Annotated in this window: 21 protein-coding genes; 20 read left to right on the top strand and 1 reads right to left on the bottom strand. The window is 43.8% G+C overall.

What is annotated here, in order from left to right:
- Positions 1-266: 266 nt before the first annotated feature.
- The 12 genes from ACYQ3Q_RS14625 to ACYQ3Q_RS14570 all read left to right on the top strand — a co-directional run bounded on the left by ACYQ3Q_RS14625 (position 267) and on the right by ACYQ3Q_RS14570 (position 14,146).
- Positions 267-755, top strand: coding sequence for an NADH-quinone oxidoreductase subunit NuoE family protein (locus tag ACYQ3Q_RS14625; RefSeq protein ID WP_459929268.1), 489 nt, complete (start codon positions 267-269; stop codon positions 753-755).
- Positions 756-842: 87 nt separating this feature from the next.
- Positions 843-2,729, top strand: a complete 1,887-nt coding sequence (locus tag ACYQ3Q_RS14620; RefSeq protein ID WP_459929267.1) for an NADH-ubiquinone oxidoreductase-F iron-sulfur binding region domain-containing protein — start codon at positions 843-845, stop codon at positions 2,727-2,729.
- Positions 2,730-2,753: 24 nt separating this feature from the next.
- On the top strand, positions 2,754-4,496 hold the full coding sequence (locus tag ACYQ3Q_RS14615; protein WP_459929266.1) for an NADH-dependent [FeFe] hydrogenase, group A6: 1,743 nt from the start codon (positions 2,754-2,756) through the stop codon (positions 4,494-4,496).
- 554 nt (positions 4,497-5,050) lie between these two features.
- Positions 5,051-5,305: a TM1266 family iron-only hydrogenase system putative regulator gene (locus ACYQ3Q_RS14610; protein WP_459929265.1), complete on the top strand. Its 255-nt coding sequence runs from the start codon at positions 5,051-5,053 to the stop codon at positions 5,303-5,305.
- Between the two features lie 2 nt (positions 5,306-5,307).
- Entirely contained in the window at positions 5,308-6,723 is a 1,416-nt protein-coding gene (hydG, locus tag ACYQ3Q_RS14605) for a [FeFe] hydrogenase H-cluster radical SAM maturase HydG (RefSeq protein WP_459929264.1), read from the top strand.
- A gap of 78 nt (positions 6,724-6,801) precedes the next feature.
- Positions 6,802-8,244 (top strand): aspartate ammonia-lyase, encoded by a 1,443-nt coding sequence (locus ACYQ3Q_RS14600; RefSeq protein ID WP_459929263.1) that lies wholly within the window; start codon positions 6,802-6,804, stop codon positions 8,242-8,244.
- Positions 8,245-8,262: 18 nt separating this feature from the next.
- Positions 8,263-9,543, top strand: coding sequence for a [FeFe] hydrogenase H-cluster maturation GTPase HydF (gene hydF / locus ACYQ3Q_RS14595; protein WP_459929262.1), 1,281 nt, complete (start codon positions 8,263-8,265; stop codon positions 9,541-9,543).
- Positions 9,544-9,606: 63 nt separating this feature from the next.
- Positions 9,607-10,653 (top strand): [FeFe] hydrogenase H-cluster radical SAM maturase HydE, encoded by a 1,047-nt coding sequence (hydE, locus tag ACYQ3Q_RS14590; RefSeq protein ID WP_459929320.1) that lies wholly within the window; start codon positions 9,607-9,609, stop codon positions 10,651-10,653.
- A 333-nt stretch (positions 10,654-10,986) separates the two neighbouring features.
- Complete coding sequence (locus tag ACYQ3Q_RS14585) at positions 10,987-11,310, top strand: hypothetical protein (protein ID WP_459929261.1); 324 nt, start codon at positions 10,987-10,989, stop codon at positions 11,308-11,310.
- A gap of 517 nt (positions 11,311-11,827) precedes the next feature.
- Positions 11,828-12,670: an ATP-binding protein gene (locus ACYQ3Q_RS14580; protein WP_459929260.1), complete on the top strand. Its 843-nt coding sequence runs from the start codon at positions 11,828-11,830 to the stop codon at positions 12,668-12,670.
- 55 nt (positions 12,671-12,725) lie between these two features.
- Complete coding sequence (locus ACYQ3Q_RS14575) at positions 12,726-13,364, top strand: ABC transporter ATP-binding protein (protein WP_459929259.1); 639 nt, start codon at positions 12,726-12,728, stop codon at positions 13,362-13,364.
- A gap of 2 nt (positions 13,365-13,366) precedes the next feature.
- Positions 13,367-14,146: an ABC transporter permease gene (locus ACYQ3Q_RS14570; RefSeq protein WP_459929258.1), complete on the top strand. Its 780-nt coding sequence runs from the start codon at positions 13,367-13,369 to the stop codon at positions 14,144-14,146.
- Between the two features lie 190 nt (positions 14,147-14,336).
- Here the strand turns inward: ACYQ3Q_RS14570 and ACYQ3Q_RS14565 are convergent, their stop codons facing one another.
- Complete coding sequence (locus ACYQ3Q_RS14565; RefSeq protein ID WP_459929257.1) at positions 14,337-14,972, bottom strand: hypothetical protein; 636 nt, start codon at positions 14,970-14,972, stop codon at positions 14,337-14,339.
- A gap of 597 nt (positions 14,973-15,569) precedes the next feature.
- Here ACYQ3Q_RS14565 and ACYQ3Q_RS14560 point away from each other — a divergent pair.
- From ACYQ3Q_RS14560 to ACYQ3Q_RS14525, 8 genes are all read left to right on the top strand, one after another.
- Positions 15,570-15,998 (top strand): cytochrome c3 family protein, encoded by a 429-nt coding sequence (locus tag ACYQ3Q_RS14560; RefSeq protein ID WP_459929256.1) that lies wholly within the window; start codon positions 15,570-15,572, stop codon positions 15,996-15,998.
- 19 nt (positions 15,999-16,017) lie between these two features.
- Positions 16,018-17,283, top strand: coding sequence for an ammonia-forming cytochrome c nitrite reductase subunit c552 (locus ACYQ3Q_RS14555; protein WP_459929255.1), 1,266 nt, complete (start codon positions 16,018-16,020; stop codon positions 17,281-17,283).
- A gap of 553 nt (positions 17,284-17,836) precedes the next feature.
- Positions 17,837-19,543 (top strand): sigma 54-interacting transcriptional regulator, encoded by a 1,707-nt coding sequence (locus ACYQ3Q_RS14550; RefSeq protein WP_459929254.1) that lies wholly within the window; start codon positions 17,837-17,839, stop codon positions 19,541-19,543.
- 339 nt (positions 19,544-19,882) lie between these two features.
- On the top strand, positions 19,883-21,463 hold the full coding sequence (locus ACYQ3Q_RS14545; protein ID WP_459929253.1) for an acyl CoA:acetate/3-ketoacid CoA transferase: 1,581 nt from the start codon (positions 19,883-19,885) through the stop codon (positions 21,461-21,463).
- Complete coding sequence (gene fabG / locus ACYQ3Q_RS14540) at positions 21,460-22,206, top strand: 3-oxoacyl-ACP reductase FabG (RefSeq protein WP_459929252.1); 747 nt, start codon at positions 21,460-21,462, stop codon at positions 22,204-22,206. The genes ACYQ3Q_RS14545 and fabG overlap by 4 nt, the downstream gene beginning before the upstream one ends.
- 175 nt (positions 22,207-22,381) lie before the next feature.
- On the top strand, positions 22,382-23,779 hold the full coding sequence (locus ACYQ3Q_RS14535; RefSeq protein WP_459929251.1) for a GntP family permease: 1,398 nt from the start codon (positions 22,382-22,384) through the stop codon (positions 23,777-23,779).
- A gap of 289 nt (positions 23,780-24,068) precedes the next feature.
- Positions 24,069-25,262, top strand: a complete 1,194-nt coding sequence (locus ACYQ3Q_RS14530; protein ID WP_459929250.1) for an acetyl-CoA C-acetyltransferase — start codon at positions 24,069-24,071, stop codon at positions 25,260-25,262.
- Between the two features lie 5 nt (positions 25,263-25,267).
- Positions 25,268-25,897 (top strand): acetate uptake transporter, encoded by a 630-nt coding sequence (locus ACYQ3Q_RS14525; RefSeq protein WP_459929249.1) that lies wholly within the window; start codon positions 25,268-25,270, stop codon positions 25,895-25,897.
- The last annotated feature ends 307 nt before the right edge of the window (positions 25,898-26,204 follow it).

Here is a 26,204-nt window from a genome sequence, read left to right as displayed (position 1 = left end):
TCTATGCCATTTTCTTAATTAGTCAAACTTTATAAAGTATTTTCTTTATTCACGAAACACTTTTTTTATGTTCATAAACATGACAGGCAGTACCAAGAACGATAAACTCATCCATGGATATCTAGCTTATTCTACTTCGAATTGTGAGCCGTTCTGTAGAGTAGGCTGAACGAGTAGAAGGGAGACGAATTTGTCCCCATAAAATAGTAATAAAAGGAGGTTGTAAACGTAGCCTAAATTTTTTACTTAACTAAAGGAGGATTTTCATGTGTGACACCGCTTCGCCCAATCAGTTTGTCCAAAAGCTAGATGACTATATCGACAGTCTGACCCACAAAAAGGAAAACCTTATTGGGGTCCTGCATTATGCTCAAGAAATATATGGGTACCTACCCGATAATGTACAGTGGCACATCGCGCAGAAACTTGATATACCTTCCGCCACAGTCTATGGCGTTGTGAGCTTTTATTCGTTTTTCACGATGATACCTAGGGGAGAACACGTTGTTAACGTATGCACCGGCACCGCCTGTTTTGTACGAGGGGCTGATAAATTAAAAGAAGAACTTGAAAACCAGCTTAAAATTAAAGCTGGAGAAACCACTCCAGATAACCTCTTTACCTTAGAAACTCTGCGCTGCGTTGGAGCCTGCGGCCTCGCTCCAGTTATGATCGTCAATGGCCAAGTCCATGGACGCATGCACACGGCACAGGAAATTCACGAGGTCCTGGTAAAGTACCGCCCGGAAAGTTAAGTCCCGGATATCAGCGAAGCACGATACGCGATATTCGAACCTCGAACCTCGACCAAAGAAGCGTCACCGAAGGAAAGGAAAAGCCATATGAAGCTTAAAAATCTTGATGCATTGAATGCCTTAAAAGTTCAAAACCGCAAAATTTTTGAAACACGACACGTAACTGACCCTGTCACAATTAAGGACGCTCAAGGCCTGCCACGGCACATTATGGTTTGCGGAGGAACTGGCTGTAGCTCCTCAGAAAGTCCCAAAATCGCTGAATGTCTTGAACAAGAACTTAATCGGCGCGGATTATCGGATCAGGTTAAAGTGTTCATGACAGGTTGTTTTGGTTTTTGTGAAAAGGGGCCGATGATTGAAATTCACCCCGATAATACCCTCTATGTTGAAGTTTCTACCAACGATGTCGTTGACATCGTCGAAGAACACTTTATTCAAGGGAAGCAAGTAGAACGCCTTCTCTATAAGGATCCGAACACGGAAAAGCGGTTTGCCTCCGATCTCCCCTTTTACCATAGTCAACTTCGTATTGCCCTACGCAACTGTAGCAAGATCACACCTGAGGACATTCACGAATATATCGCTGCAGACGGTTATCAGGCCTTGGCTAAAGTTCTGATCCATATGGATCCTATCTCGGTCATTGACGAGCTTAAAAAAAGCGGTCTCCGGGGACGTGGTGGCGGCGGGTTTCCTACTGGCTTAAAGTGGGAATTAACGCGTAAAAGCCAGGCCGATCAGCGATATATCATTTGCAATGCCGATGAAGGGGATCCGGGTGCCTTTATGGACCGCTCCATCTTGGAAGGGGACCCTCATAGTGTATTAGAAGCCATGATCATTGCGGGTTCTACGATCGGGGCAACCCAGGGCTACATCTATATTCGAGCAGAATATCCTTTAGCCATTCATCGTTTGCAAATTGCGATTGCGCAAGCCCGGGAATACGGTTTACTTGGCGAAGGGATTTTGGGCAGTGATTTTTGTTTTGACATTGAGCTTAAATACGGTGCAGGGGCCTTTGTTTGTGGGGAAGAAACAGCCTTGATTCATTCCATCGAAGGGACCCGCGGGGAACCTTCCGTTAAGCCTCCCTTTCCTGCCCAACAAGGGCTATGGGGCAAACCCACCTGTGTCAACAATGTGGAAACGTTGGCCATTATCCCCCCGATTATTTTACAGGGAGCCGATTGGTTTGCCGGGATCGGTACGGAAAAAAGCAAAGGGACGAAAGTGTTTGCCTTAGCAGGAAAAGTCAACAATGTCGGGCTTGTGGAAGTTCCCATGGGGACAACCCTCCGGCAAATTATCTTTGACATTGGCGGGGGGATTAAGCATCATAAAACGTTCAAAGCGGCACAAACCGGAGGTCCCTCTGGAGGATGTATTCCGACTAAGTATTTGGACTCCCCTATTGATTATGAATCCTTAGCCTCCATTGGTTCTATGATGGGTTCTGGAGGGCTCATTGTCTTGGATGAAAGTGATTGTATGGTCAATATCGCTAAGTTCTTCCTCGAATTCACAGTGGATGAATCCTGTGGTCGTTGTACCGCCTGTCGGGTCGGCACCAAACGGCTTCATGAAATCCTGACGAAAATTACGGAAGGCAAGGGGACGTTAGAGGACTTGGCTCAGTTGGAGAAACTGGGTAACATTATTAAGGACACAGCCCTTTGCGGACTGGGGCAAAGTGCTCCCAATCCTATTCTTTCCACCTTAAAGTATTTCCGAGATGAATATCTTGCCCATGTTGTCGACAAAACCTGTCCGGCGGGCGTATGTAAGAGTTTACTAAAGTATGAAATCACAGAGAAGTGCGTAGGGTGTACCCTTTGCGCAAAGAAATGCCCAGGCAATTGCATCACTGGCTCACTTAAGAAGCGCCACATCATCGACCAAGAACGCTGCCTGAAATGTGGGGCATGCATGGAACAATGCCGCGTCATCGGCGCCATCATCCGCCATTAAGGTACCCCTGAAGGAGGACTCCATATGGATATACAGCTAACCATTAATGATATACCCCTTAAAGTACCGGAAGGAATGTCCATCTTAGATGCCGCTCGAACCGTAAACATTGACATTCCCACTTTATGTCACCTCAATCTTCATGAAATGAGACTTAATAATCACATCGCTTCCTGTCGAGTTTGCGTGGTCGAAGTCGAGGGCCGACGTAATCTGGCCTCTGCCTGTTCAACTCCGGTGGCGGACGGCATGGTTGTTAAAACAGATTCGCTACGTGCCATCCAGGCAAGACGAGCCATGGTTGAACTCTTACTTTCTGACCATCCGAAATCGTGCCTAACCTGTGCTAAGAATCTGGACTGTGACCTTCAAGCCTTAGCCTCAGATTTGGGTGTGCGAACGATTTCTTATGAAGGGGAAGAAACTCAGTTTGCCATTGATAAATCTAGTTCAGCCATTGTTCGGAACCCTAATAAATGTATTCTTTGTCGCCGCTGTGAAACGATGTGCAATGATGTTCAGACCGTTGGCGTATACTCTGCAGTGGGGCGTGGTTTCGAGACGGTGGTTAAAACAGCCTTCGATTTACCTCTTAACCAAACCGCTTGCACGTTTTGCGGACAATGTCTGGCGATATGCCCTACTGGCGCTTTGACTGAACTGGATCAGGTCGACAAAGTTTGGCGAGCCCTCAACGATCCCAACCAATTTGTCGTCGTACAAACAGCACCGGCCGTACGGGTCGCTCTTGGGGAGGGATTCGGGTTAGAACCGGGGACGATTGTCACGGGCAAAATGGTGTCTGCTCTTCGACGACTTGGTTTTGACCGCGTCTTTGATACGGATTTTGCGGCTGACCTGACTATTATGGAGGAAGCAACAGAGCTCGTTCACCGCATAAAACATGGTGGGCGTCTGCCTCTGCTCACGAGCTGCTGCCCAGCTTGGGTCAAATTCTTTGAGCATCAATTTCCAGATCTCTTAGATATCCCATCAACCTGCAAATCCCCTCATCAAATGTTAGGGGTTTTAACCAAAAGCTATTATGCTAAAACGTTAGGCATTGATCCCAAATCCATTACCGTTGTTTCCGTGATGCCCTGCGTCGCCAAAAAATACGAAGCGGCTCGCCCAGAACTTGCGCAAAGTGCAGAGACCGCGGATGTAGACATCGTTATTACCACACGTGAACTGGCTCGCATGATCCGGGAAGCCAGCATTCATTTTGATCACCTCAAAGACGAAGAGTTTGATCAACCTCTTGGAGAATCGACTGGTGCCGCTGTGATTTTCGGAACGACAGGTGGAGTTCTCGAAGCGGCCCTGCGGACGGCCTATGAGGTTTTAACGGGTGAAACTCTGGAGAAAGTGGAATTTGAGGCTCTGCGGGGAATGGATGGGATTAAGGAAGCCGTTATCCCAATCTCTGGACGGGATTATCGGATTGCGGTCGTCCACGGTCTGGGTAATGCCCGCACTGTTTTGGAGAAGATCCAAGCTGGGGAAAGCAAATATGACGTGATCGAGATCATGGCTTGCCCGGGTGGGTGTATCGGGGGCGGCGGACAACCCTATCATCATGGCAACATGGAAATTCTTAAAGCTCGAGCTGCTGCCATTTACCGCGAAGATCGCTCCAAGCCCCGGCGCAAGTCGCACGAAAATCTGGCGATTAGAGGGCTGTATAAAGACTTTTTGGGCGAACCATACGGAAAAAAAGCACATCAATTGCTGCATACCAGCTATACGGGACGAAAGAAAATCTAGTCATTAAAAAAGGGACTCCGCAAAATCCTCTTTAGAAGCAAAGGATTATGTAAGGCGAAAATAGTATACTTAAATAAGGCATTGGAATAATGTATAACAGGCAATTTACTGGAAATCGCAAATCTAGTAAGGAACCACATGGTACAAGCATTATCCTTGTGGTTCCTAGATATCTAGGAAACTCACTTCAGATGTAATTTAGTGCACTTATCCAGAGACTTAACGCTACACAGTATCTGGCTATCCAAGGCCATAGTCCCTTCTCGCCATCCATGGCGGCGCTCTAATATCGAACGTCCTGTTCGAGTCTTGGCTACAGGGACATTCGACCATCCTTGACCAGCGCTCCAATCTTGAACATCCTTGTTCGAGTCATCGGATAAATTAATATATAATTGACGTATCTGTTGTGCTGGTTGTTTCGGGCATAGTGGATCAATCCAACTTTTACCTGATTGTTAGGATTTTTCTGAACAAACGGAGAAGGGTTAAAATCGCTGAGGAGCCTTCTTATTGTTTGTAGAAGGCTTTATTTATTTGGAGGATACAAACGTATGGAAAAGAGAATAGGGGTTATAGGCATAGTTATTGAAGAATTTGAAAGCGCTAGTAGGGTTAATGAGACGTTGCACGATTTAGCGGGCATTATAATTGGAAGAATGGGCATCCCACGTCCGGAAAGGGGCATATCAATTATTTCCTTGATCGTGGAGGGAACCTCGGATGAAATTAGTGCTATGACGGGTAAATTAGGGAAAATTCAAGGGGTAAATGTTAAATCCGCTTTAACTAAGAAATTGGAGGACTGACGATGAAAGAGTATTTGGCGAAGGACTTTATTATTGATGAAGAAATTCAGAGTTCTATGGAAGAAGGACAGGGTAAGGCCAAGGATAAAAACTGTGTAAACGCAATTCTTGAAAAGGCCAAGACTTGTCAAGGATTAACGCATAGAGAGGCAGCCGTGCTCTTAAATATAGAGGATAAAAACGTTCTGGCAGAAATGTTTAAGAGCGCCAAAGAGATTAAGGAGAAAATTTACGGCAAGAGAATTGTTATATTCGCCCCCCTTTATATTAGTAGTTATTGTATCAATAGCTGTGTCTATTGCGGATACCAAGCTTGTAATGAGAGTCTGAAGAGAAGTAAACTGACCATGGAACAATTGGAAGCGGAAGTGAAAATCTTAGAATCGCTAGGACACAAACGAATTGTCATAGAGGCGGGAGAAGACCCTGTTAATTGCTCCTTGGATTATGTGATTGAGTGCATTAGGAAGATATACTCCTTGAAGTTTGATAATGGAAGTATTAGACGAATAAATATCAACGTCGCGGCTACGACCGTAGAGGATTATCGACGCTTAAAAGAGGCAGATATCGGTACCTATACTTTATTTCAGGAGACGTATAATCAGGAAATTTATGAAAAAATGCATCCGACAGGTCCCAAACATAATTACAATTGGCATACTACGGCCATGGATAGAGCCATGGAAGCTGGAATTGGAGATGTCGGGATTGGCGTATTATATGGTTTATATGACTATCAATACGAAACCATAGCCCTGCTGATGCATGCTGAACATCTCGAGGAAGCCTTCGGCGTTGGGCCACATACCATTTCAGTTCCTAGATTGAGAGCCGCTGAGGGAGTGGATCTGAGTGATCTGCCTTATCTTGTTGAGGATGATGACTTTAAAAAGATAGTTGCTGTTTTGAGGTTGGCTGTTCCCTATACCGGAATGATTCTCTCGACAAGAGAAGGAGTTGGTTTTAGGGAAGAGGTGTTAGCCTTAGGGATTTCTCAGATTAGTGCGGGTTCTTGCACAGGAGTAGGCGCCTACTCGAAGGAACATGGAATCGATAAAACGGAAGAAAAACCTCAATTTGAAGTGGCAGATCATCGTTCACCGATGGAAGTCATTAAGAATTTATGTGTTAGTGGTTATGTACCAAGCTACTGTACCGCCTGCTATAGAGAAGGAAGAACCGGGGATCGGTTTATGGTTTTGGCTAAGGCGGGACAAATAGGTAATGTCTGTCAACCAAATGCCTTACTTACCTTTAGGGAATTTCTCCTAGATTACGCCGATGATGAGCTAAAAGAATTAGGCCATATGGTCATCGAAAAGGGGCTCCAGGATATTCCTAAAGAGGGGGCTAGAAAGGCAGCCCTTGAAAAACTTCAGAGAATCGAAGCTGGAGAGCGAGATTTAAGGTTCTAGCGGAGGTAACTCCTTCAGTTACTTTCATTACTTGGGAAAAAGGCTCAGAAATAACGGCAGTCTGGGTAGGGGGATAATATGAACTATAGACTTGAAAAGGATCTGATCGGGGAACGAAGAATCCCGGAAATAAACTATTATGGTATACACACAAAAAGGGCCCAAGAGAACTTTAATTTAGGGACCAAGAGGGTCAATCTGAAGCTAATCTATGAAATTACTTTGGTTAAAAAAGCGGCAGCCATGGTGAATAAAGAATTAAAGCAACTGACAGAGGATAAAGCAAATGCCATCATTCGAGCAAGTGAGGAAGTCATTGAAGGAAAGTTTAATCACGAATTTATCGTAAGTGCTTTTCAAGGGGGAGCAGGTACCTCCACGAATATGAATGTCAATGAGGTTATTGCAAATAGGGCTATTGAGATGTTAGGAGGAACAAAAGGGAACTATGATGTTGTACATCCATTGAACGATGTTAACATGTCGCAATCGACCAATGATGTTTATCCGACCGCACTGAGAATCACAGCAATTCACATGCTCAGGAAATTAAGTAATTCCCTTGCGCAACTTCAGGAAGCACTGCAGAAAAAGGAAAACGACTTTAGCGATGTGATTAAACTTGGCAGGACAGAGCTTATGGATGCCTTGCCTATGATGCTCGGACAAGAATTTGGTGCTTATGCCAAGGCCATAGAAAGAGACCGCTGGAGAGTTTACAAAGTAGAAGAACGATTAAGACAGATTAATCTGGGAGGGACTGCCATCGGCACGGGAGTTAATGCCTCTCAAAAATATATTTTTATGATTACGGATACCATTCAGGAGTTAACAGGATTAGGTTTAGCTAGGTCTGACTATCCTATGGATATAACCCAAAATAACGATGTTTTTGTAGAAGTTTCAGGACTCTTAAAAGCTTGCAGCACGAACCTTTTGAAAATATCCAATGATTTAAGATTATTATCATCCGGACCTAAGGGAGGGTTTGGTGAAATAGAACTTCCTCAGATGCAGGCTGGCTCGACCCTTATGCCGGGTAAGGTGAATCCGGTCATACCTGAGATGATCGGCCAAGTGGCTATGAGAGTCATGGCCAATGATTATGCTATCACGATGGCTGCCTCGTCAGGACAGCTCGAACTCAATGCCTTTATGCCCCTGATCGCAGATTGCTTGCTAGAATCACTAGAGCTTCTAGATAATGGAGTTACGATCTTTAGAGAGAAGTGTATAGAGGGAATTATCCCCAATAAAGATAAATGTCAAGCTACTCTTGAAAAGTCAGCGGTACTGGCTGCTGCTTTAGTTCATCATATGGGCTATGATCAAGCAGCCCGGATAGCCAGAAAAGCGCTAAGAGACGATAAGACAATTAGAGAGGTATTGAAAGAGGAGAGTACTTTGTCTGATTCCAGGATCGATGAGATATTGAATCCATTTGAAGTAACCAAACCAGGAATACCAGGCATACGAGGAATTAATAGTATGGCTGGTACTTCAGGAGAGCGAGAGAAGTGATTGCGCGGAGGGAAATACATGAGCTTAAATGAAACGCCCAGAGGGGTCAGAGTACATTTAGCGCTATTTGGCTTGAGGAACGCAGGGAAATCCAGCGTGATCAATGCCATTACAGGGCAGGAAACGGCTATAGTATCGGAAGTAAAAGGTACAACGACTGACCCGGTCTTTAAAACAATGGAGATATTGCCCATAGGACCATGTGTGATCATCGATACAGCTGGAATAGACGATCTAGGGGAATTAGGAGAGCTCAGGCTAAAGAAGACCTTAGAAGTTCTCGATATTACTGATGTGGCACTACTTATTGTAGATATCAAGGTGGGAATTAGTAACGAGGATCGGTTTATTATGGATAGATTTAAGGAAAAGAAGAAACCGCTGATTGTGGTTTTAAATAAGATGGATACTCTTGAGAACGAAAAAAGAAAAGAATACGAAAATGAAAATGAAGATGAAGATCGGGGAAAAATAGCAAGTAGTCTCCAAGAAGAACTAAACACCCCGGTCGTTGCTGTCTCAGCTCTTAAAAAGCAGGGAATTAAAGATTTGAAAAATGCAATTATCTCAGTTATTCCTGAGGATGAAGATAAATTTAAAATTGTAGGGGATTTAATAAACCCTGGTGATTTTGTGGTGCTTGTTACTCCGATTGATAAAGCGGCCCCCAAAGGAAGATTAATCCTTCCTCAACAACAAACGATTAGAGACATCCTAGAAAGCGATGCTATGGCGATCGTAACCAAAGAATACGAACTAAGAGAAACTTTGAATAATTTGGTCAATAAACCAAAGCTGGTTATCACGGATTCACAAGTTTTTTTAAAGGTTGCCGCCGATACACCTAAGGATGTTTTAATGACCTCATTTTCAATCTTATTTGCCAGACAAAAGGGTGATTTAACAGAATTTATTAAAGGAGCCAAGGCTATCGAAACGCTTAAGGATGGAGACAAGGTTTTAATCGCAGAAGGGTGTACCCATCACAAGCAATCGGATGATATTGGAAGTGTGAAGATACCCAGATGGATACGTCAGAGAACAGGAAAGCAGATCGAGTTTGAATTCTCTGCAGGTGCAACCTTTACGGAAGACGTCAAGAAATATGCACTTATAGTACATTGCGGAGCTTGTATGATGAACAGAACAGGGATGCTCAGCAGAGTAGAACGTGCCAAAGATCTGAAGGTACCCATTGTGAATTTCGGAATTCTTATAGCCTATATTCAGGGATTACTGCCAAGAGCTCTTGAACCTTTCCCACTGGCTAAGATGATCTTGGAAGAAGAGCTAGGCTAAAGGTCAAACATTGGGACAGGTTATATGAATTACACTGGAGGAGGGGGTGGTTTCGTGAGTATCATGCATAATCTATTAGAGAAAATCTATCTAACGAACGATCTCTCTAACGAGGAAATCACATACCTCTTAGAAAACATAACTCATGAGGATAGAGAGGTCCTCTATAACTACGCACTAAAGACGAAACAGACGTATTATGGGAATAAAGTTTACTTAAGAGGACTTATTGAGTTTTCAAATATTTGCCGTCAAGATTGCCTGTATTGCGGAATTCGAGCTTCCAATGCGAAGGTGAAACGTTACCGGTTAAACCCGGAAGAAATCTTAGGTTGCTGTGATCAAGGGTATGATCTAGGTTATCGGACCTTTGTTTTGCAAAGTGGTGAAGACCTTTGGTATACAGAGGAGATCCTCAGTTCTTTGATTCAAGAGATCAAAAGACGCTATCCAGAGGTAGCCATCACGCTATCGATCGGCGAACGGCGAGTGGGAACTTATCAAAGGCTCTTTACCGCCGGTGCAGATCGCTTTCTGATGCGCCATGAAACCGCTTCGAAAGAACTGTATGAAACATTTCATCCGACGATGCGCTTTGAGGAGCGCCGGACCTGTTTAAGTTCTTTAAAGAAGATTGGCTACCAAGTGGGAGCCGGATTTATGGTAGGACTTCCAGGACAAACGTTCGCTAATTTGGCAGAGGACTTGAGATATTTAATGGAACTCCGTCCAGACATGATCGGAATCGGGCCGTTTATCCCGCACAGTGAGACGCCTCTAGGGGCGGAAAAGGCTGGGACGATCGAGCATACGTTGGTGATGGTGGCACTGGCGCGGTTACTTATTCCGGAGAGCCTGATTCCTGCCACGACGGCACTTGGCACTCTGCATCCGCAAGGTAGGGAGCTAGCCTTGAAAGCGGGCGCTAATGTCGTTATGCCGATTATTACTCCAACGTCAGTCAGAAAACAATACGCACTTTACGAAAACAAGATTTGTGGGGACGATCATCCGGAAGATTGCCGATATTGCATAGAGCGGAGAATTCAGTCGGCGGGCTTTGAAGTGGATCTGGGTAGAGGGGATAGTTGGAGGTTTATTGAAGTGTAATCTTTTTAGTACATTAACGCTATAGAGAAAATTCGCCGATACCTGAAATGGAGATCCCTTACTCAAGGATTATAAAGGAATCCTCTCTCTCGCATTCTGCGCAATCTATTTTGTCTTAGCCAAGGGGGTTGAGAAGAAAATACCTAAACATGACGCTAACACTGTCTGGTTGTTCTATATCTCTTCGTTAACCTTCTCGTTTCTTATAATCCCTTTTCAATTCGGCTATGTATGGCTTAGTTTAGGGTGGGTGACCGAAAGTCTTATCCTTATCCTCTTTGCCCTAAAAATCAAAAGTAACCTACTTGAGCGGATGGGTTGATTACTTATCTTTTGGCGTACTGCAATTTCTTTATTAAACCCTTTTTTTATCAACAGTATTATCACATAACCTATTTGCTGATGGTGGCAAGTTCTGTTTTCTTACTATATTATTTCCTCGACTCGATCCGTGATGCAGCGACTTCCAAAGAAAAAGAAAGCTTTATTCAATCTGAAGAAGCCCCCTTTGTCATAACTCAGGTGAGAAACGATACAGTGATTACGATTGAGGTGAACCATCTTTTTGCCTTTCGCTTAGATTTAAACACTAACGACATGTTTGAACGGAATTACGCCCTTTATGGACTAAACGGTATCTCTTTCAACCCCACCTAAGACGCAACTACCGGAGAGTCCAACGAATTACAAACTGCTTTTTAACCTCACGATTTCCGCTTTAGCTTTGTTATTAATAATAGGCATTGGGTTAAGTTTAAGGAAAAAGAATCCTAAATAAGATAGAGCGAAGAATTCAGTTGGTTGGCAGTTTATCTCATGGAATAAAAGAATAATTTAACCTAAATAAGACCTCTTGGGCGTAACTGCGGGAGGCCTATCTTTTTTTAACAGGCTATTAGATACTATACGGCGCTATATTTTGAAGGATTTATCTATATTATGTAGAAGTATTTATGAAATAAATTCGGATATAGAAATAGTTGGAGGTGAAGTTTATTAGCTGATTAAGAATGTTTCTGCTTTGCCATGTGTTTTGATAGTAACACTAAATGGTCATTCTTCTTCAGAAGGAACTCAACCGTCAGATACTGAACTCAGTTAGACCCTGGTATCTGGCAAGAATTAACCACCTCGTGGTATAAGAGGATTGTATTGTGACGGAATGGAGTTTTGCATGATTACATTAAGATTCTATAGCATTGAAGATTGGGAAAGCTTTGTAAATATGAAAAGTGAATTGATAGAGTTAAAGGCACAACTACTTAACCTTCGAAGAATGGTTGATGAAAGAACAAAGGAAGTGAAGCAAGAGACTGAGAAAAGGGAACGAATTGAACATGAAGTAGCTAAACTAGAACGGCTTAACATCATCGGCCAATTGGCAGCTGGTCTTGGACACGAAGTTCGAAATCCAATAACTACAATAAGAGGCTTTCTCCAGATGCTCCAGAACAAAACTGATTTGCTTACATACAAGAGCTATTTCGACCTAATGATAGAGGAACTCGATAGAACCAACTCGATAATTACTGGTTTTTTATCTCTAGCCAAGAATAAACCAACAGAGTTGAAACGACAATGTTTAAACAAGTTGTTAGCTAACCTATTTCCATTACTACTAGCAGATGCCTATAGCCAAGGTAAGAAGTGTATCTTTGAACCAGGAGATTTAGCTGATCTGGATATTGACACAAATGAAATTACTCAACTGGTGTTAAACCTTGCCCGTAACGGTCTTGAAGCAATGCCCCCAGATGGGTGCCTTACTATTAGCACATTTATGGATGGACAAAACATAGTCTTAAGTGTTAGAGATGAAGGACCGGGTATCAATTCAGAACATATATCTAAACTTGGGACCCCATTTTTTACGACTAAAGAAAGTGGCACGGGTCTGGGCTTGCCGATGTGTTACAGTATTGCCGGTAGGCATAATGCACTAATAGAATTTGAATCTGGTCCAGACGGAACTACTTTTTTAGTCCGATTCTCTCAACCGATGGAAAAAACACAGTGAGAATTAAATATCAAAGAAATAGAAGAATAGTGACAGTAAGGAAGTGGTTGCGCGGATGTTTACGCTACGCGGAGTGAAATACAAGGATATTTTAGATATCAATGAACTGGATATTCCTGAGCAGAGGATCACCTGCATCGTAGGGGAAAGCGGAAGCGGCAAAACTAGCCTGTTAAGGCTATTAAATCATTTAATTAGCTGTGACGAAGGGGAAATCTGCTTTCAGAACACTCCACTATCTCTGTGGAATCCAATTGAATTAAGGCGGAAAGTCATGATGCTTTCTCAGTCTCCGGCAATTTTTGAGGGAACTGTAAGGGATAACTTGTTGATCGGATTTAAGTTTTGCGAAAAGCCGCCCGTAGAGGATGGTCAACTTCAGGACGTATTGGAAATCGTTCGATTTCATAAAGATCTATCACAAGACTCCAATTCATTATCTGGAGGGGAAAAACAACGCTTAGCTCTGGCTAGAGTACTGCTGCTGGAACCGCAAGTTTTTCTTTTGGATGAGCCCTCCTCCGCCCTAGATGAAGAAACAACCCAATTTGTGATGGAACAACTGGTCCACCATGTCAAGCGTTTAAAGAAAACCATGATCATGGTTACCCACTCTAAAGCTGTGGTTCAAGCCTTTGCCGAGCATGTCGTTAAAATCAAAAAAGGTAAAATTGTCATAACAAAGGGGGCCTAGCCATGCAAGGGAGCATCGACTTGTCGATTTGGCAATTGACTGCGGCCTATATTTTTATTCTTTTGCTCATTTTAATTGTTAGGCTCAAAGGGATTCCGAGAGAGAAAGAAATTCTGATTTCTTCCTTGCGGATGACGATTCAGCTGGTACTCGTAGGTTATATACTTGCTTATGTCTTCGAACATAGCCATCCCGTTTATGCTCTGGTGATTATCGCGATCATGCTCATCTTCGCCATCTATAACATCTTTAACCGGACCAAATCACCGTTGTCAACTGAGATAAAAAAGATCATCGCCCTTTCTATGACCGTGGGCATCCTTGCCAGTCTGATTTATTTCGTTCTTGTCGTGTTACAGGTGTCACCCTGGTACGAGCCAAGATATGTGATTCCGATCGCAGGCATGATTATTGGCAATTCAATGACGGGCATCTCCCTTGGCGTTAAAACGCTTGTAGAAGGAATGACGACGAATAAACAACTTGTGGAGGCCGCTTTGATTCTTGGAGCGACACCAAAAATGGCCTCCAAGCAGATCGTGAACAATGCGTTTGATGCCGCTATGCTGCCGACCATCAACTCCATGGTCGGGATGGGTATTGTCTTTTTACCGGGCATGATGACCGGTCAGATTCTTGGCGGGGCCTCGCCCGTTGTAGCGATCGAGTATCAAATCGCTGTGATGCTGGGGATTGTTGGCAGTGTTTCATTGACCGTACTACTTTTTGTACAGTTAGGCTACAAAACGTTTTTCAACTCCCGAAGCCAGATGAAGATTTGACAAAAGAATGTAATATGGATCGTCATAGTTAACATCAAATGGGAAAATCACTAAAAGAGATAATTACAAAGATGAGTGAGCCCTAAAACATTGTTCAAAAAACAGGGCAGGTAATGCATGAAATATGCATCACCCACCCCTTTGGTTAGTATAGTTGGTAACGTATAGTCTATTATATTGGAATAAAGAGTTATTTTGCTAGTTCTGGTAAGAGTTTCTCGATCAACTCTATGACAGTCGGATTCTTAATCTCGACAGGCTTTGTTGCTGGATCATCTTGAAGATCTTCATATTTTATGGCCCCGAAGCTGTGATCTTTTGTGAAATGTCCTTGGGGATCAGTTGGGTTCTTCCACATGAGTTTATCGAGGTCGAAGTTTATTCCAGCATGACATTTAGCGCAAATTTCTGTCGGCTTATCCGCCACAAGAGTAGCGCCGTTAGCATTGGCTTTATGGGCAGTAAAGTTACCTTGAGCGTCTTTGGCCGGATCGCTCTTATGACAATTCATGCATGAAGTTCTGGCGGTTTCACGGCTCAAAGTACCCTTCTTGTCAGTGGCACTTGCATGGTTTCCAGCGGGGCCATGACACGATTCGCAGGATATACTAAGATTGTCGGAAGAATTTTCAAGGCCTGGTGCATGACATTTTCCACACGCAAATTTTTCTGCAGTCCAGTCGGGCTTACCATCTTTGTCAATATCATTTTCTTTAGGAGCCTCGACCGTCCATTTGTCGTCGGTTTTCTTAAGCGCACCGACGCGATAAATTTTCTCCTTAAATCCGGCGGCGGCGGGTATTTCTGCAATAATGTATTTGTCCACCATGACTCCATAGACCTTCGCCTTGGATAAATCGAGCGTCGTGGAAGTCGGTTTTTCGGTGTTGACCGCATCAAATATTGTATATTGAAGTTAAGGGCTTGTCCAATGGATAATCAGATAGGGGTTTGAGCCGTTAATAATACAAGGGATATAATTGATACGAAGAGAGGATTCTTTGCGTTCATATCTCGACCTCCTTTTAATACTTCAGGGAAAACTAATTAATCATTATGTTGGTTTTGTGCTATTTGACCATCTCCCTAGTTAATAAATCACTTGACTCACTTTACGTTCTTAGTTTGCTTATAAGCTTATAGGAAAATGCTTAATCTACTAAAAAGAGCAACATAAATTAATGGCATTATTTGGAATATGGAGTTTTGGGAGTTGTTTCTAAGGAATGCTTAAATGGTTCGATTTCCTTCTGTCTTTTTCGACAAAATAGTCTGAATAGTTGTGATATGATTTTTAATATTCTAAGAACACAAGGAATTGTCAACTTCATCAGGAGTATACTTTTTAAGCGGGGGTTGAAAGGGTTTTGAGATCAAATGGCGGGTGGGATTCCCGCTTAGGACCGAAGAGAGGAGGGTGAACGTGGGCAAGTGGAAGTCTATAAAAGCACTTTTTCTATTGGGGGCAATAATTGTGATCATCCCCATAGCGGGTTGGGAGGCTATAGAATATACTTCGACTGATGATTTTTGTACCAAATGCCATGTCATGGAAGACTATCGTGAAACGGCTTCTCATACTGTACACCGGGCACCCCAGGTCAATTGTAAAGATTGCCACATTCCGCAGGATAATGTTGTCAGAATGATTGCCTATAAAGGGTATTCAGGCGCTAAGGATATCTACTCCAACGTGATGGGACCCCCAGATATTTTACATACAACAACCATGAGCAAAGGTATTATTCAGAAAAACTGTATTCGCTGCCATAGTGCTACGGTTGAAACTATTGCTACTACGGATGCTAAACGATGTTTCGAATGTCATAGAGCAATTCCCCATGGGAAATGATAACAGGGAGGTTCAATGAATGAAGAAGAATATTTGGATTTTTGCCGTCACAGTGGTGCTGGTCTTAGGTTTAGGTCTGATCATTGGATATGGTCTTAAACCGTCTGTTCCTGCTCCCAGTGTAGCAGTCAAAAGTATACCGGATGGATCCCTTGATCCAGCTGTCTGGGGAAAGTATTATCCAGATCAGTATGCAAGCTACCTCACCAACTCGGAAATGAAACAAGGAAACAGTAAATATGGTGGATCAGCGAAGTTTGATCGGTTGGAAAAAGATCCGCTGCTTAAAATCCTATTTGCGGGCTATGGATTTGGTATAGATTACACAAAACCACGTGGCCATAGTTTTTCCATTGAAGATGTTTTAGAGACGAAGCGGAAAAAACCGAGTGCCTCGTGCTGGACTTGTAAAGGGCCGGAAGTACCAGGATTAATCGCTGAAATGGGTGATAGCTATTATACGGCTTCTTTCGATTCGTTGAAGGATAAAATGCATTACTCTATCTCATGCGCGGATTGCCATAATCCGCAAACGATGGCCTTAACTATTACTCGTCCTGCCTTAGTTGAAGGGCTGAAAGCCTTGGGGAAGGATCCCAATAATCTCAGCCGTCAAGAGATGAGGAGTGCGGTTTGTGGGCAGTGTCATGTTAGCTATTATTTTGAAGAGAAAACAAACAAGGTTGTTTTCCCTTGGGAAAATGGGCTGAAGGTTGAACAGATGCTTAAGCATGAAAACGACGAGAAATTTTCAGATTGGACCATGCCCAATACGAAAACTCCGATGGCAAAAATTCGCCATCCAGAGTATGAAATGTTCTCCAGTAGTGTTCATGCAGCCAATGGAGTAGCTTGCGCCGACTGTCATATGCCATATCTCAAACAGGGACAGAGCAAGATTTCCTCTCACCATTGGGAAAGTCCGCTCAATTCACTTGCCCAGTCTTGCCAAACTTGCCACAAACAATCGGAAGATTATTTAAAAGACCAAATTATCGATCGACAGGACAAGGTGTATAATACTCAAATGCTGGCTGAAAAGGCGATTGTTGCCGCTATCGAGGTTTTGACCAGAGCGACTAATGATCCGAAGGCCGATCAAAAACTTCTGGAAGAGGCCCGTCAGTTGCACAGAGATGCTAATTACCGTTGGGATTTCGTCGCTTCAGAAAACAGTACTGGTTTCCATAATCCGACAGAGGCCTTGCGTGTACTTGGTGAGGCTATTGACTTGGGTCACCAGGCTGCACAAAAGGCGACCCAAGCTATGAATTCCGTTCAGTAGTCCTTTTCCGTCCTAAGAGGATGCCCCCAGTGTTGCATTCAATTTGGACAGGATTAAAGTAATCGTAAAGAACCAAACAATAACAATAAAGGATTGGTCTTTTTGTAATCTTTGTACAAGAGACCGATCCTTTTACATAAACCTTTATTTTGTAGCTTTTCATGCTTTGTTTGTTTCAGCAGTTTGTTGTACCTTAGAAGGAGTAACACTGATTGGAATTGTGCCATCAAAAAGACCACTATCTCCAAGTGTGGTTTATGATTACAGCAGTAGTAGCACCAAAGAGTGTATGTGAAACAAACTCAGTCAATACAGTCTTTGGGCCAAGAGGGCTTACTTTTGTTGCACCCATCGTCCCTAATACCCCATAGAGGAAAGTCCTTGAAAAATCCATTCGGTTTTAGATTTAGACAAACATGCTATACTTGAGTATAACAACTTTTTACAGGATCGGAAACATTATAATGATGACCGGACAATGCGGGGAAGGCGTTATTTGGCTTACGTTACTTGATTCGCGCCACACGATGACCGTAAATGGGAGGGAAAAGGCATGGAGTCTCATCAAATAATAAAATTGGATCAAATCTTTCAAGCAGTTAACGCTGGCATTATTGTGACAGATGATCAAGATGCAGTCTGTTATTGTAACCCCACTGCAGCTACATTCATTGGGTTAGATGTGGAAGGTATTATCGGTAAGAAAATAGTGGAAGTTATTCCGAATTCCAAACTTCATAGCGTGATCCAGGATGGAGAAGCCAACTCTGATCAACTGTTCATCGGGGAACGGATGTTTATTACGAACCGTTCTCCCATAAATCAAGATGGAGAAACGGTCGGTGCGGTTGCAGTTTTTCAGGATGGCAGTGAATTACAAAGGGTATTATCTCGTTTAGATCATACGCAAACTAGCCTTACAAGCTTGGAAAGTATTTTTGAGCAGGCCTATGATGGTGTTATGGTCGTAGATTCTAAAGGCATTATAACCCGGATAACGAAGAGCTACTGTCGGTTCCTTAATATTGAGCAAGAGGAGGCGATTGGTCGTCTTTGTACTGAGGTCCTACCGAATAGTCGCATGCATATTGTTGCCCAGACTGGAGTCGCCGAAATCGGAGAAGTTATGGATATTAACGGTAAGGAAGCGATGGTGATGCGCCTTCCTCGCAGAGAAGAGGGTAAACTCATTGGTGCTGTGGGCAAGGTTATGTTTCGGGATGTTCGAGACCTTCGTACTTTGGCAGAAAAGTTAGATTTGTTGGAGAACAAGCTAAAATTCTATGAGAAGGAATTAAAGCACTATCAGAAATTTCGCTACACATTTAGCAATATCGTTGGTAAAAGCCAATCCATGCTTCGGACGATGGAATTGGCAGAAAGGGCGGCGTTAGTGAAGTCAACGGTACTTTTGCGTGGGGAGAGTGGGACGGGTAAAGAGCTCTTTGCCCATGCTATTCATGCCGCCAGTAAGCGCCATGACCAACCGTTTGTACGAGTGAACTGTGGGGCAATTCCAGCGGAGCTTTTAGAGTCAGAACTTTTCGGATATGAAGAAGGTGCCTTTACCGGTGCCAAGAAAGGAGGTAAACCCGGAAAATTCGAGTTAGCCAATAAAGGTACTATCTTCTTAGACGAGATCGGTGATCTGCCACTTCCAATGCAAGCTAAAGTTTTGCGAATCTTACAAGAAAAGGAAATAGAGAGAGTAGGCAGTAATCGCTTGCAGCAACTTGACATACGGGTTATAGCTGCCACCCATCGGGACTTGGAAAAAATGATAGGAGAAGGGGAATTTCGGCGCGATCTTTATTATAGGCTCAATGTTTTTACGGTTACGATACCACCTTTACGAGAGCGGGAGGGGGATGTTTTACTTTTAAGTGAACATCTCTTGTCGAAATTCCAACACGAACTGGGATTATCCTTAAGAAAGCTTGATCGTTGGGTTATAGAACTCTTTCAGCTCTACGCGTGGCCAGGAAATGTCCGTGAGCTTCAGAATGCGATTGAAAGAGCGATTAATGTTGCGGAAGGGGGGATGATTCGGCTGATAGATCTTCCCTTATATCTTCAAGATTTAGAGGGACGGCGAAAAAACACAGCTCTTCAACCCTTAGCACTCGAACTTGCGGAGGCGGAGCGTAAGGCCATACTAAAGGCACTGAAGACAACGGGTGGAAATAAGGTTAAAACAGCGGAAATTTTAGGAATTCATCGAACGAATCTCTATCGAAAAATGGAGAAGTATGGTCTATAAAGTCGGACAATATACCTTTAGTCTTATAATGTTGTTATATCGCAACATGTAGCGAAGAAGAGACATTTAAGGCTGGGGCGGGTGGGCAAGAAGGATATTTTAGATAAACCAGGTAACATATGTTGCGTAATTGCTACATAGTGCTGCCTGATTCAATCTATAACTTTTCTATAGAACCGTGGGGGCTAAGGCTTTCAGGGTTCTATTTATTGTTGGCATGGATCTTGCTATAGATTAAGTTGCGCGTAAATTTGGACTCTTCTGCAAGCATGTAAGGGTTGAATGGAACGGCTAGGATCTTGCTACCATACCGTTATTAGATAGACAGGAGGAAAGTAGATGAAGAAGGCAGTCCTAACTGCAGATGAAGCGATCGCGCTGATTAAAGACGAAAGTATGGTGGCCATTGATGGATTTGTAAGCATTGGACACCCGGAAGAATTGACGACGGCTTTGGAAAAGAGATTTGTCGAGACGGGTACGCCCAGGAATTTGTCCTTGGTATATGCGGCCGGGCAGGGTGATTCTAAAGATCGCGGTATGAATCATTTGGCGCATGATGGTCTCATAAAACGAGTCGTTGGCGGGCACTGGAACCTTGCGCCTAAGTTAGGCAAGATGGCTGTTGAAAATAAGATAGAAGCCTACAATTTTCCCCAGGGGGTTATTACCCATCTCTTCCGAGATATTGCAGCAGGCAAGCCAGGGACGTTAACCCATATTGGTCTGGAGACCTTTGTTGATCCACGTCATGGCGGAGGAAAGTTAAATCAGGTCACCCAAGAGGATTTAGTAGAGCTAACCAGCATCAGGGGGAAAGAGTATCTTCTCTATCATACATTCCCGATTGACGTAGCCTTTTTAAGAGGAACATCTGCTGATGAATTCGGGAATATCTCGCTTGAAAGAGAAGCACTAACCCTAGAAGGTCTCTCCATTGCCCAAGCGGTTAAAAACAGTGGAGGTATCGTGATAGTACAAGTGGAGCGAGTGGTTCAAGCAGGAAGTATAAAGTCGAGGGATGTGAAAATTCCTGGTATTTTAGTGGATGCAGTGGTGATCTCGAGCAGGCCCGAATTTCATATGCAGTCCTTTGGTGAGCAGTATAACCCCTCTTACAGCGGCGAACTGCGATTTCCATTAACCGAACTTAAAACAATTCCGCTTGATGAACGAAAGATTATGGCCAGAAGGGCTTTCAAGGAAGTCAATCAGGGAACGGTCGTTAATTTAGGGATCGGAGTTCCTGAAGGGGTAGCGTCGGTTGCTGCGGAAGAAGGGGTTTTAGACCAATTCGTCTTGACGGTGGAATCAGGCCCGATTGGGGGAGTGCCTGCCGGAGGGGCAAGCTTTGGAGCAAGTTTCAATCCTGATTGTATTGTAGATCAGCCGTATCAATTTGATTTTTATGATGGTGGAGGACTGGATATAGCGGTCTTAGGGATGGCCCAGTTGGACAGACATGGTAATGTCAATGTCAGCAGGTTTGGGACACGCATTGCCGGGGCAGGCGGGTTTATCAATATTTCGCAAACTGCAAAAACCGTGATCTTTTGCGGAACCTTTACAGCCAATGGATTAAAGGTTGAGATTAAGGACGGCGAGCTCGTTATCCTCCAAGAAGGGAAAACTTCTAAGTTACTCCGAGAGGTTGAGCATATCACGTTCAGTGGCAACTATGCGCGAAAGAAAGGGCAGAAGGTGTTGTTTGTTACCGAAAGAGCCGTGTTTAGACTTGGAGAACAAGGTCTTGTTCTTGAAGAGATTGCCCCTGGCATTGATCTTCAAAGGGATATTTTGGACTTAATGAGTTTCAAACCTACTATTTCAGAATCCTTAAAAACAATGGAATCAATGCTTTTTTATCCAGAACTAATGAAAAAAAGCGATCAAATCAATGAAAGGTGTGCAGCAAAATGAAAATGAACGCTAGAGTTGCCTTAATTACCGGTAGTGGTCAAGGGATCGGCAAGGCCATTGCGGTTGCCTTCGCCAGAGAAGGAGCAAAGATCGCAGTCAATGATATTTCGTTTAATGAGCTTAAGGCCATGGAAACCGTGGAGGAACTCCGGAAACTAGGGGTGGAGGCTGAGCTTTTCCTCGCGGATGTCAGCAAGGAAGACGAAGTGAACAGGATGGTGGAAAAGGTTATCGAGCGGTTCGGAAGGGTTGATATTCTCGTTAATAACGCTGGAATTAATCGCGATGGACTACTTCATAAAGGCAATCTAGCCAACTGGGAGGCTGTCATGGCGGTCAATTTGACAGGACCGTTTATCTGCACGAAAGCAGTGCTTCCGTCAATGCGCGCCCAGGGATACGGACGAATTGTGAATCTCTCCTCGCTTACGGCCCGCATAGGGATCTTTGGAACTGGATATTATGCAACCTCAAAATCTGGGTTGATCGGATTAACAAAAGTAACGGCTGTTGAAAATGCAACCAAGGGAATTACCTGTAATGCCTTGGCGCCAGGCTATATCAATACGGACATGATGAATAAATACCCTGCAGAGCAGTTAAAGGCACTCATAGCAACCATTCCGGTTGGGCGTTTTGCTGAACCTGAAGAAGTAGCGGATGCAGCCCTTTTTTTAGCCTCAGACTCCTCGGCATACATCACAGGTGCTGTCCTGGATATTAATGGCGGAAGTTTCATCTAAATTACTTTAAGTGGGACCCTTGAGGTTAGGACAGACGTGGTAATTGTGAAGTCTCTGCCTCTTAGGACAGCAAAGCATTAGCCAGAGCTAGAGTTAGAGCACTTCATTTTAGGATAAATAAAACAGGTGTTCAGATTAGATCCAGAGGATAAAATAAGTTTGGAGGTGCATTTTATTGGCGGTTCTTGGAATTATCCTAAGCTTAGTTTTGCTAATGTACATGGCTTACCGCGGTTTTTCAGTCATCTTTTTTGCGCCGGTCTTTGCTCTATTAGCGGCAGTATTCTCAGGTATGGCTTTAATGCCAACCTATACGGAAGTATTCCTCCCCAATATGGCGAATTATCTTAAAGTCTATTTTCCATTCTTCCTGCTTGGTGCCGTTTTCGGTAAAGTCATGGAAGAATCCGGTGCAGCCGAGTCGATCGCTAAAGCAATTGTCAATAAACTCGGACCCAAGCAGGCTATATTAGCGGTTGTCTTATCAGCAGCAATTCTTACCTATGGTGGGGTTAGCCTTTTTGTTGTCGCCTTCGCTGTTTATCCCTTTGGAGCATCCCTGTTTAGAGAAGCAAATATCCCGAAGAGGCTTTTACCAGGAACGATCGCGTTAGGTGCCTTTACCTTCACCATGACAGCCATACCTGGTACTCCACAGATTCAAAACGCCATACCCATGAAGTTTTTCAATACGGATTTGTATGCTGCACCCGTGTTTGGTACCTTAGCCGCACTTATGATTTTTGGCGGTGGTATGTACTGGTTGGAATATCGTAAACGGCAAGCACAAGCTGCAGGGGAAGGATATGGTCAGCATACTCTACAAGAACCTGATCAAGTTGAAGGTAAAAACCTTCCTAGTCCCTATCTGTCTTTACTGCCTTTGCTTTCTGTCTTAGTAGTCACTCTAATTCTGCAAAAGTTTATTTTTCCTGCCTGGAATATTGCAGATTGGGTAACTCAAGCTCCCTATAATATCGCTAAAGCCGGAATCGTTGGAACCATGAATAACTGGGCCTTAATCATTGCGCTCGTAGTAGGGATAACGATCGCCGTCTTAATTAATCCTAAAACCATGAAAGGAAATCTCGCCAAAGCGATCAATGCTGGAGCAATCGGCTCTCTGCTAGCAGTGATGAATACGGCTTCTGAAGTCGGCTATGGAAATGTTATCAAAACTCTACCAGGATTTAAAACGATTGCTAATTTCCTACTGGGAATTGGTCAAGGCGGTAGTCCGCTTCCCTCAGAAGCAGCGACTGTAACTGCCCTGGCCGGGATTACAGGTTCTGCTTCTGGCGGCATGAGTATTGCCCTAGATACCTTTGGCAAACAGTATTTAGAATGGGCGACCAGGGTCAATGTAAATCCCGAACTTCTGCACAGAGTTGCTAGTGTGGCCTCCGGCGGGATGGATACGATGCCCCATAATGGTGCAGTTATCACGCTGTTAGGCATCGTTGGCCTTACTCATAAGGACTCTTATAAAGATATTTTCGTCACGTCCCTGGTAATACCCGTTGCCACAGTCTTTATCCTCATTTTCCTTCAGGGTATCATAGGGTTCCTATAAAAAAGTGAGGAACTGTCTCGATAATGGAAACTTAGAATGCGTTAATAGTTGAAAACTAAACACCAAGATCCGAAGTGTTATTGGAACTTTGGGTCTTGGTCATAATTTTTTTATACAACAAATCTTTTATAAGTGAAGATGAGAGAGCTATGGTAAAAAGAGAAGTAGGATAATGCTAGAGCCGCTGCTCCAGATAATGCCACTGGTGTTTGAAATAATATTTAGAAAAGGTTCCGTAGTGGTTTTTGATCGGGAGAACTATCGAAAATTTGACACAGGAGGTTGGGCAATGAAAGAAGTTGTGATTGTAAGTGCAGTTCGTACCCCTATCGGATCCTTTGGCGGAGCCTTAGGACAAATTTCGGCGGTCGAATTAGGAGCCTTGGTCATCAAAGAGGCCATTAGACGGGCAGGAGTAACACCCGAACAGGTCGATGAAGTGATCATGGGAAATGTCTTGCAAGCGGGCTTAGGGCAGAATCCTGCGCGTCAGGCCGCCATAAAGGCTGGTATTCCTCAGGAAGTGCCCTCGTGGACACTGAATAAACTCTGTGGATCTGGGCTTAAATCGGTTGAGAGTGCTGCTCAAGCTATTATGACAGGAGATGCAGAGATCATCGTTGCCGGTGGAATGGAAAGTATGTCGATGGCCCCGTATGTACTGGAAAAGGCTCGTACGGGTTATCGATTGGGAAATGGCACGATGATTGATACCATTCTTAAAGATGGATTAACGGATGCCTTCTACGACATTCACATGGGGATTACAGCAGAGAACATCGCTGAACAGTTTGGAATTTCCCGTGCAGAACAAGACACTTATTCAGTACTGAGCCAAAATCGAGCAGAAGCCGCCATTAAAGGAGGTCTTTTTGATGAGGAGATTGTTCCAGTTCTTATTCCGCAGCGTAAGGGGGAACCTGTAGTTTTCAATCAAGATGAATTTCCAAAGTACGCTACGACCTTAGACTCTCTGACTAAACTGCGTTCAGCCTTTAAAAAGGAGGGCACAGTGACTGCGGGAAATGCTTCGGGTATCAATGACGGCGCTGCCGCTGTGGTTGTTATGTCTAAGGAAAAGGCCCTCGAATTAGGGTTGCATCCGCTAGCTTCGATTGTATCGTTTGCTTCCGCGGGTGTGGATCCTAAAATTATGGGTACGGGTCCGATTCCAGCCAGCCGCAAAGCGCTGTCCAAAGCAGGGCTGACCATTGAGGATATCGATCTTGTAGAAGCGAATGAAGCCTTTGCTGCTCAAACGCTTGCAGTTGCCCGAGAACTTCAGCTTGAAACAGATAAAACTAATGTGAACGGCGGGGCGATCGCTTTAGGTCATCCGATTGGCGCCAGCGGGACACGAGTCCTCGTAACACTCTTGTACGAAATGAAGCGTAGGGAAGTTAAACGAGGTCTCGCCACGTTATGTATTGGAGGAGGGCAGGGTACTGCAATGGTTGTCGAACGATCAACAAAAGGAGAGTAACTAAAATGGCAGAGGTTATGGAGATTCGAGAAAGTTCAATTGCTGACCCTGGACCACTTGGTTTGGCAGCTTTTGCACTGACTACGTTTATTCTTAGTATGTCTAATGCTCATCTGGTGCCGAAAGAGTTCAGTGCGCTGTTTGTTCCTTTAGGCTTATTCTACGGTGGAATGTGCCAGGTCCTAGCCGGAATGTGGGAATTCAAAAAGAACAATGCGTTTGGCGCTACAGCCTTTACAACCTATGGGGCATTTTGGATTGCATTAGGCACTACGGTTCTTTTAGAGACCCTCAAAATCTTGAATTTCGGTGCTTTTGGGCATGAAGCCATAGGATTGTATCTGATCGCCTTTACGATCTTCAATACCTACATGTGGATCGGGACTTTTAGAATTAGTAACGCTTTGGTCGCAGTGGTTACGTGCTTAGAAATTACGTTCATACTCTTAGATTTAGCGGAATTTGGAATAATATCGAGTGTTCCAGGAGGCGTGTTCGGGTTAATCACTGCTGCTTGCGCATGGTATACCTCGGCGGCTGGTATTCTAAATCCACTCTACGGACGGGCACTTTTGCCGACCGGACCACGAGGAGTAACTGTCCAAAAGGAGACATCTGCAAAAGCGAACTATTAAGAAACTCATTAAGTTTCCTAAAAAAGAATACCAGGGCATAAGGCCTTGGATTCTTTTAAGGTGTTGGGGCACTATATCCCAAAAAAGGCATTAAACACTTGCTTAGTTGACAAGTGTAGCAATGGTGAGACATGTAGAGAGCTTGCTACATTGATGATGAATAGTAGGGAATAACAGGATTATGAAGGTTAAACGAGTAACCACATGTAGCTAAAATGCTACATGTGGTTACTCGTTTAATAACGTTTTTTCTTTACAACCCTTACGGATTAAGCCTCAAAGGGTTCTTTGCTGTTGGCATGAATCT

The sequence above is a fragment of the Desulfosporosinus burensis genome, from assembly GCF_054657535.1.
This window is presented reverse-complemented; position numbering and strand designations above follow the sequence as displayed.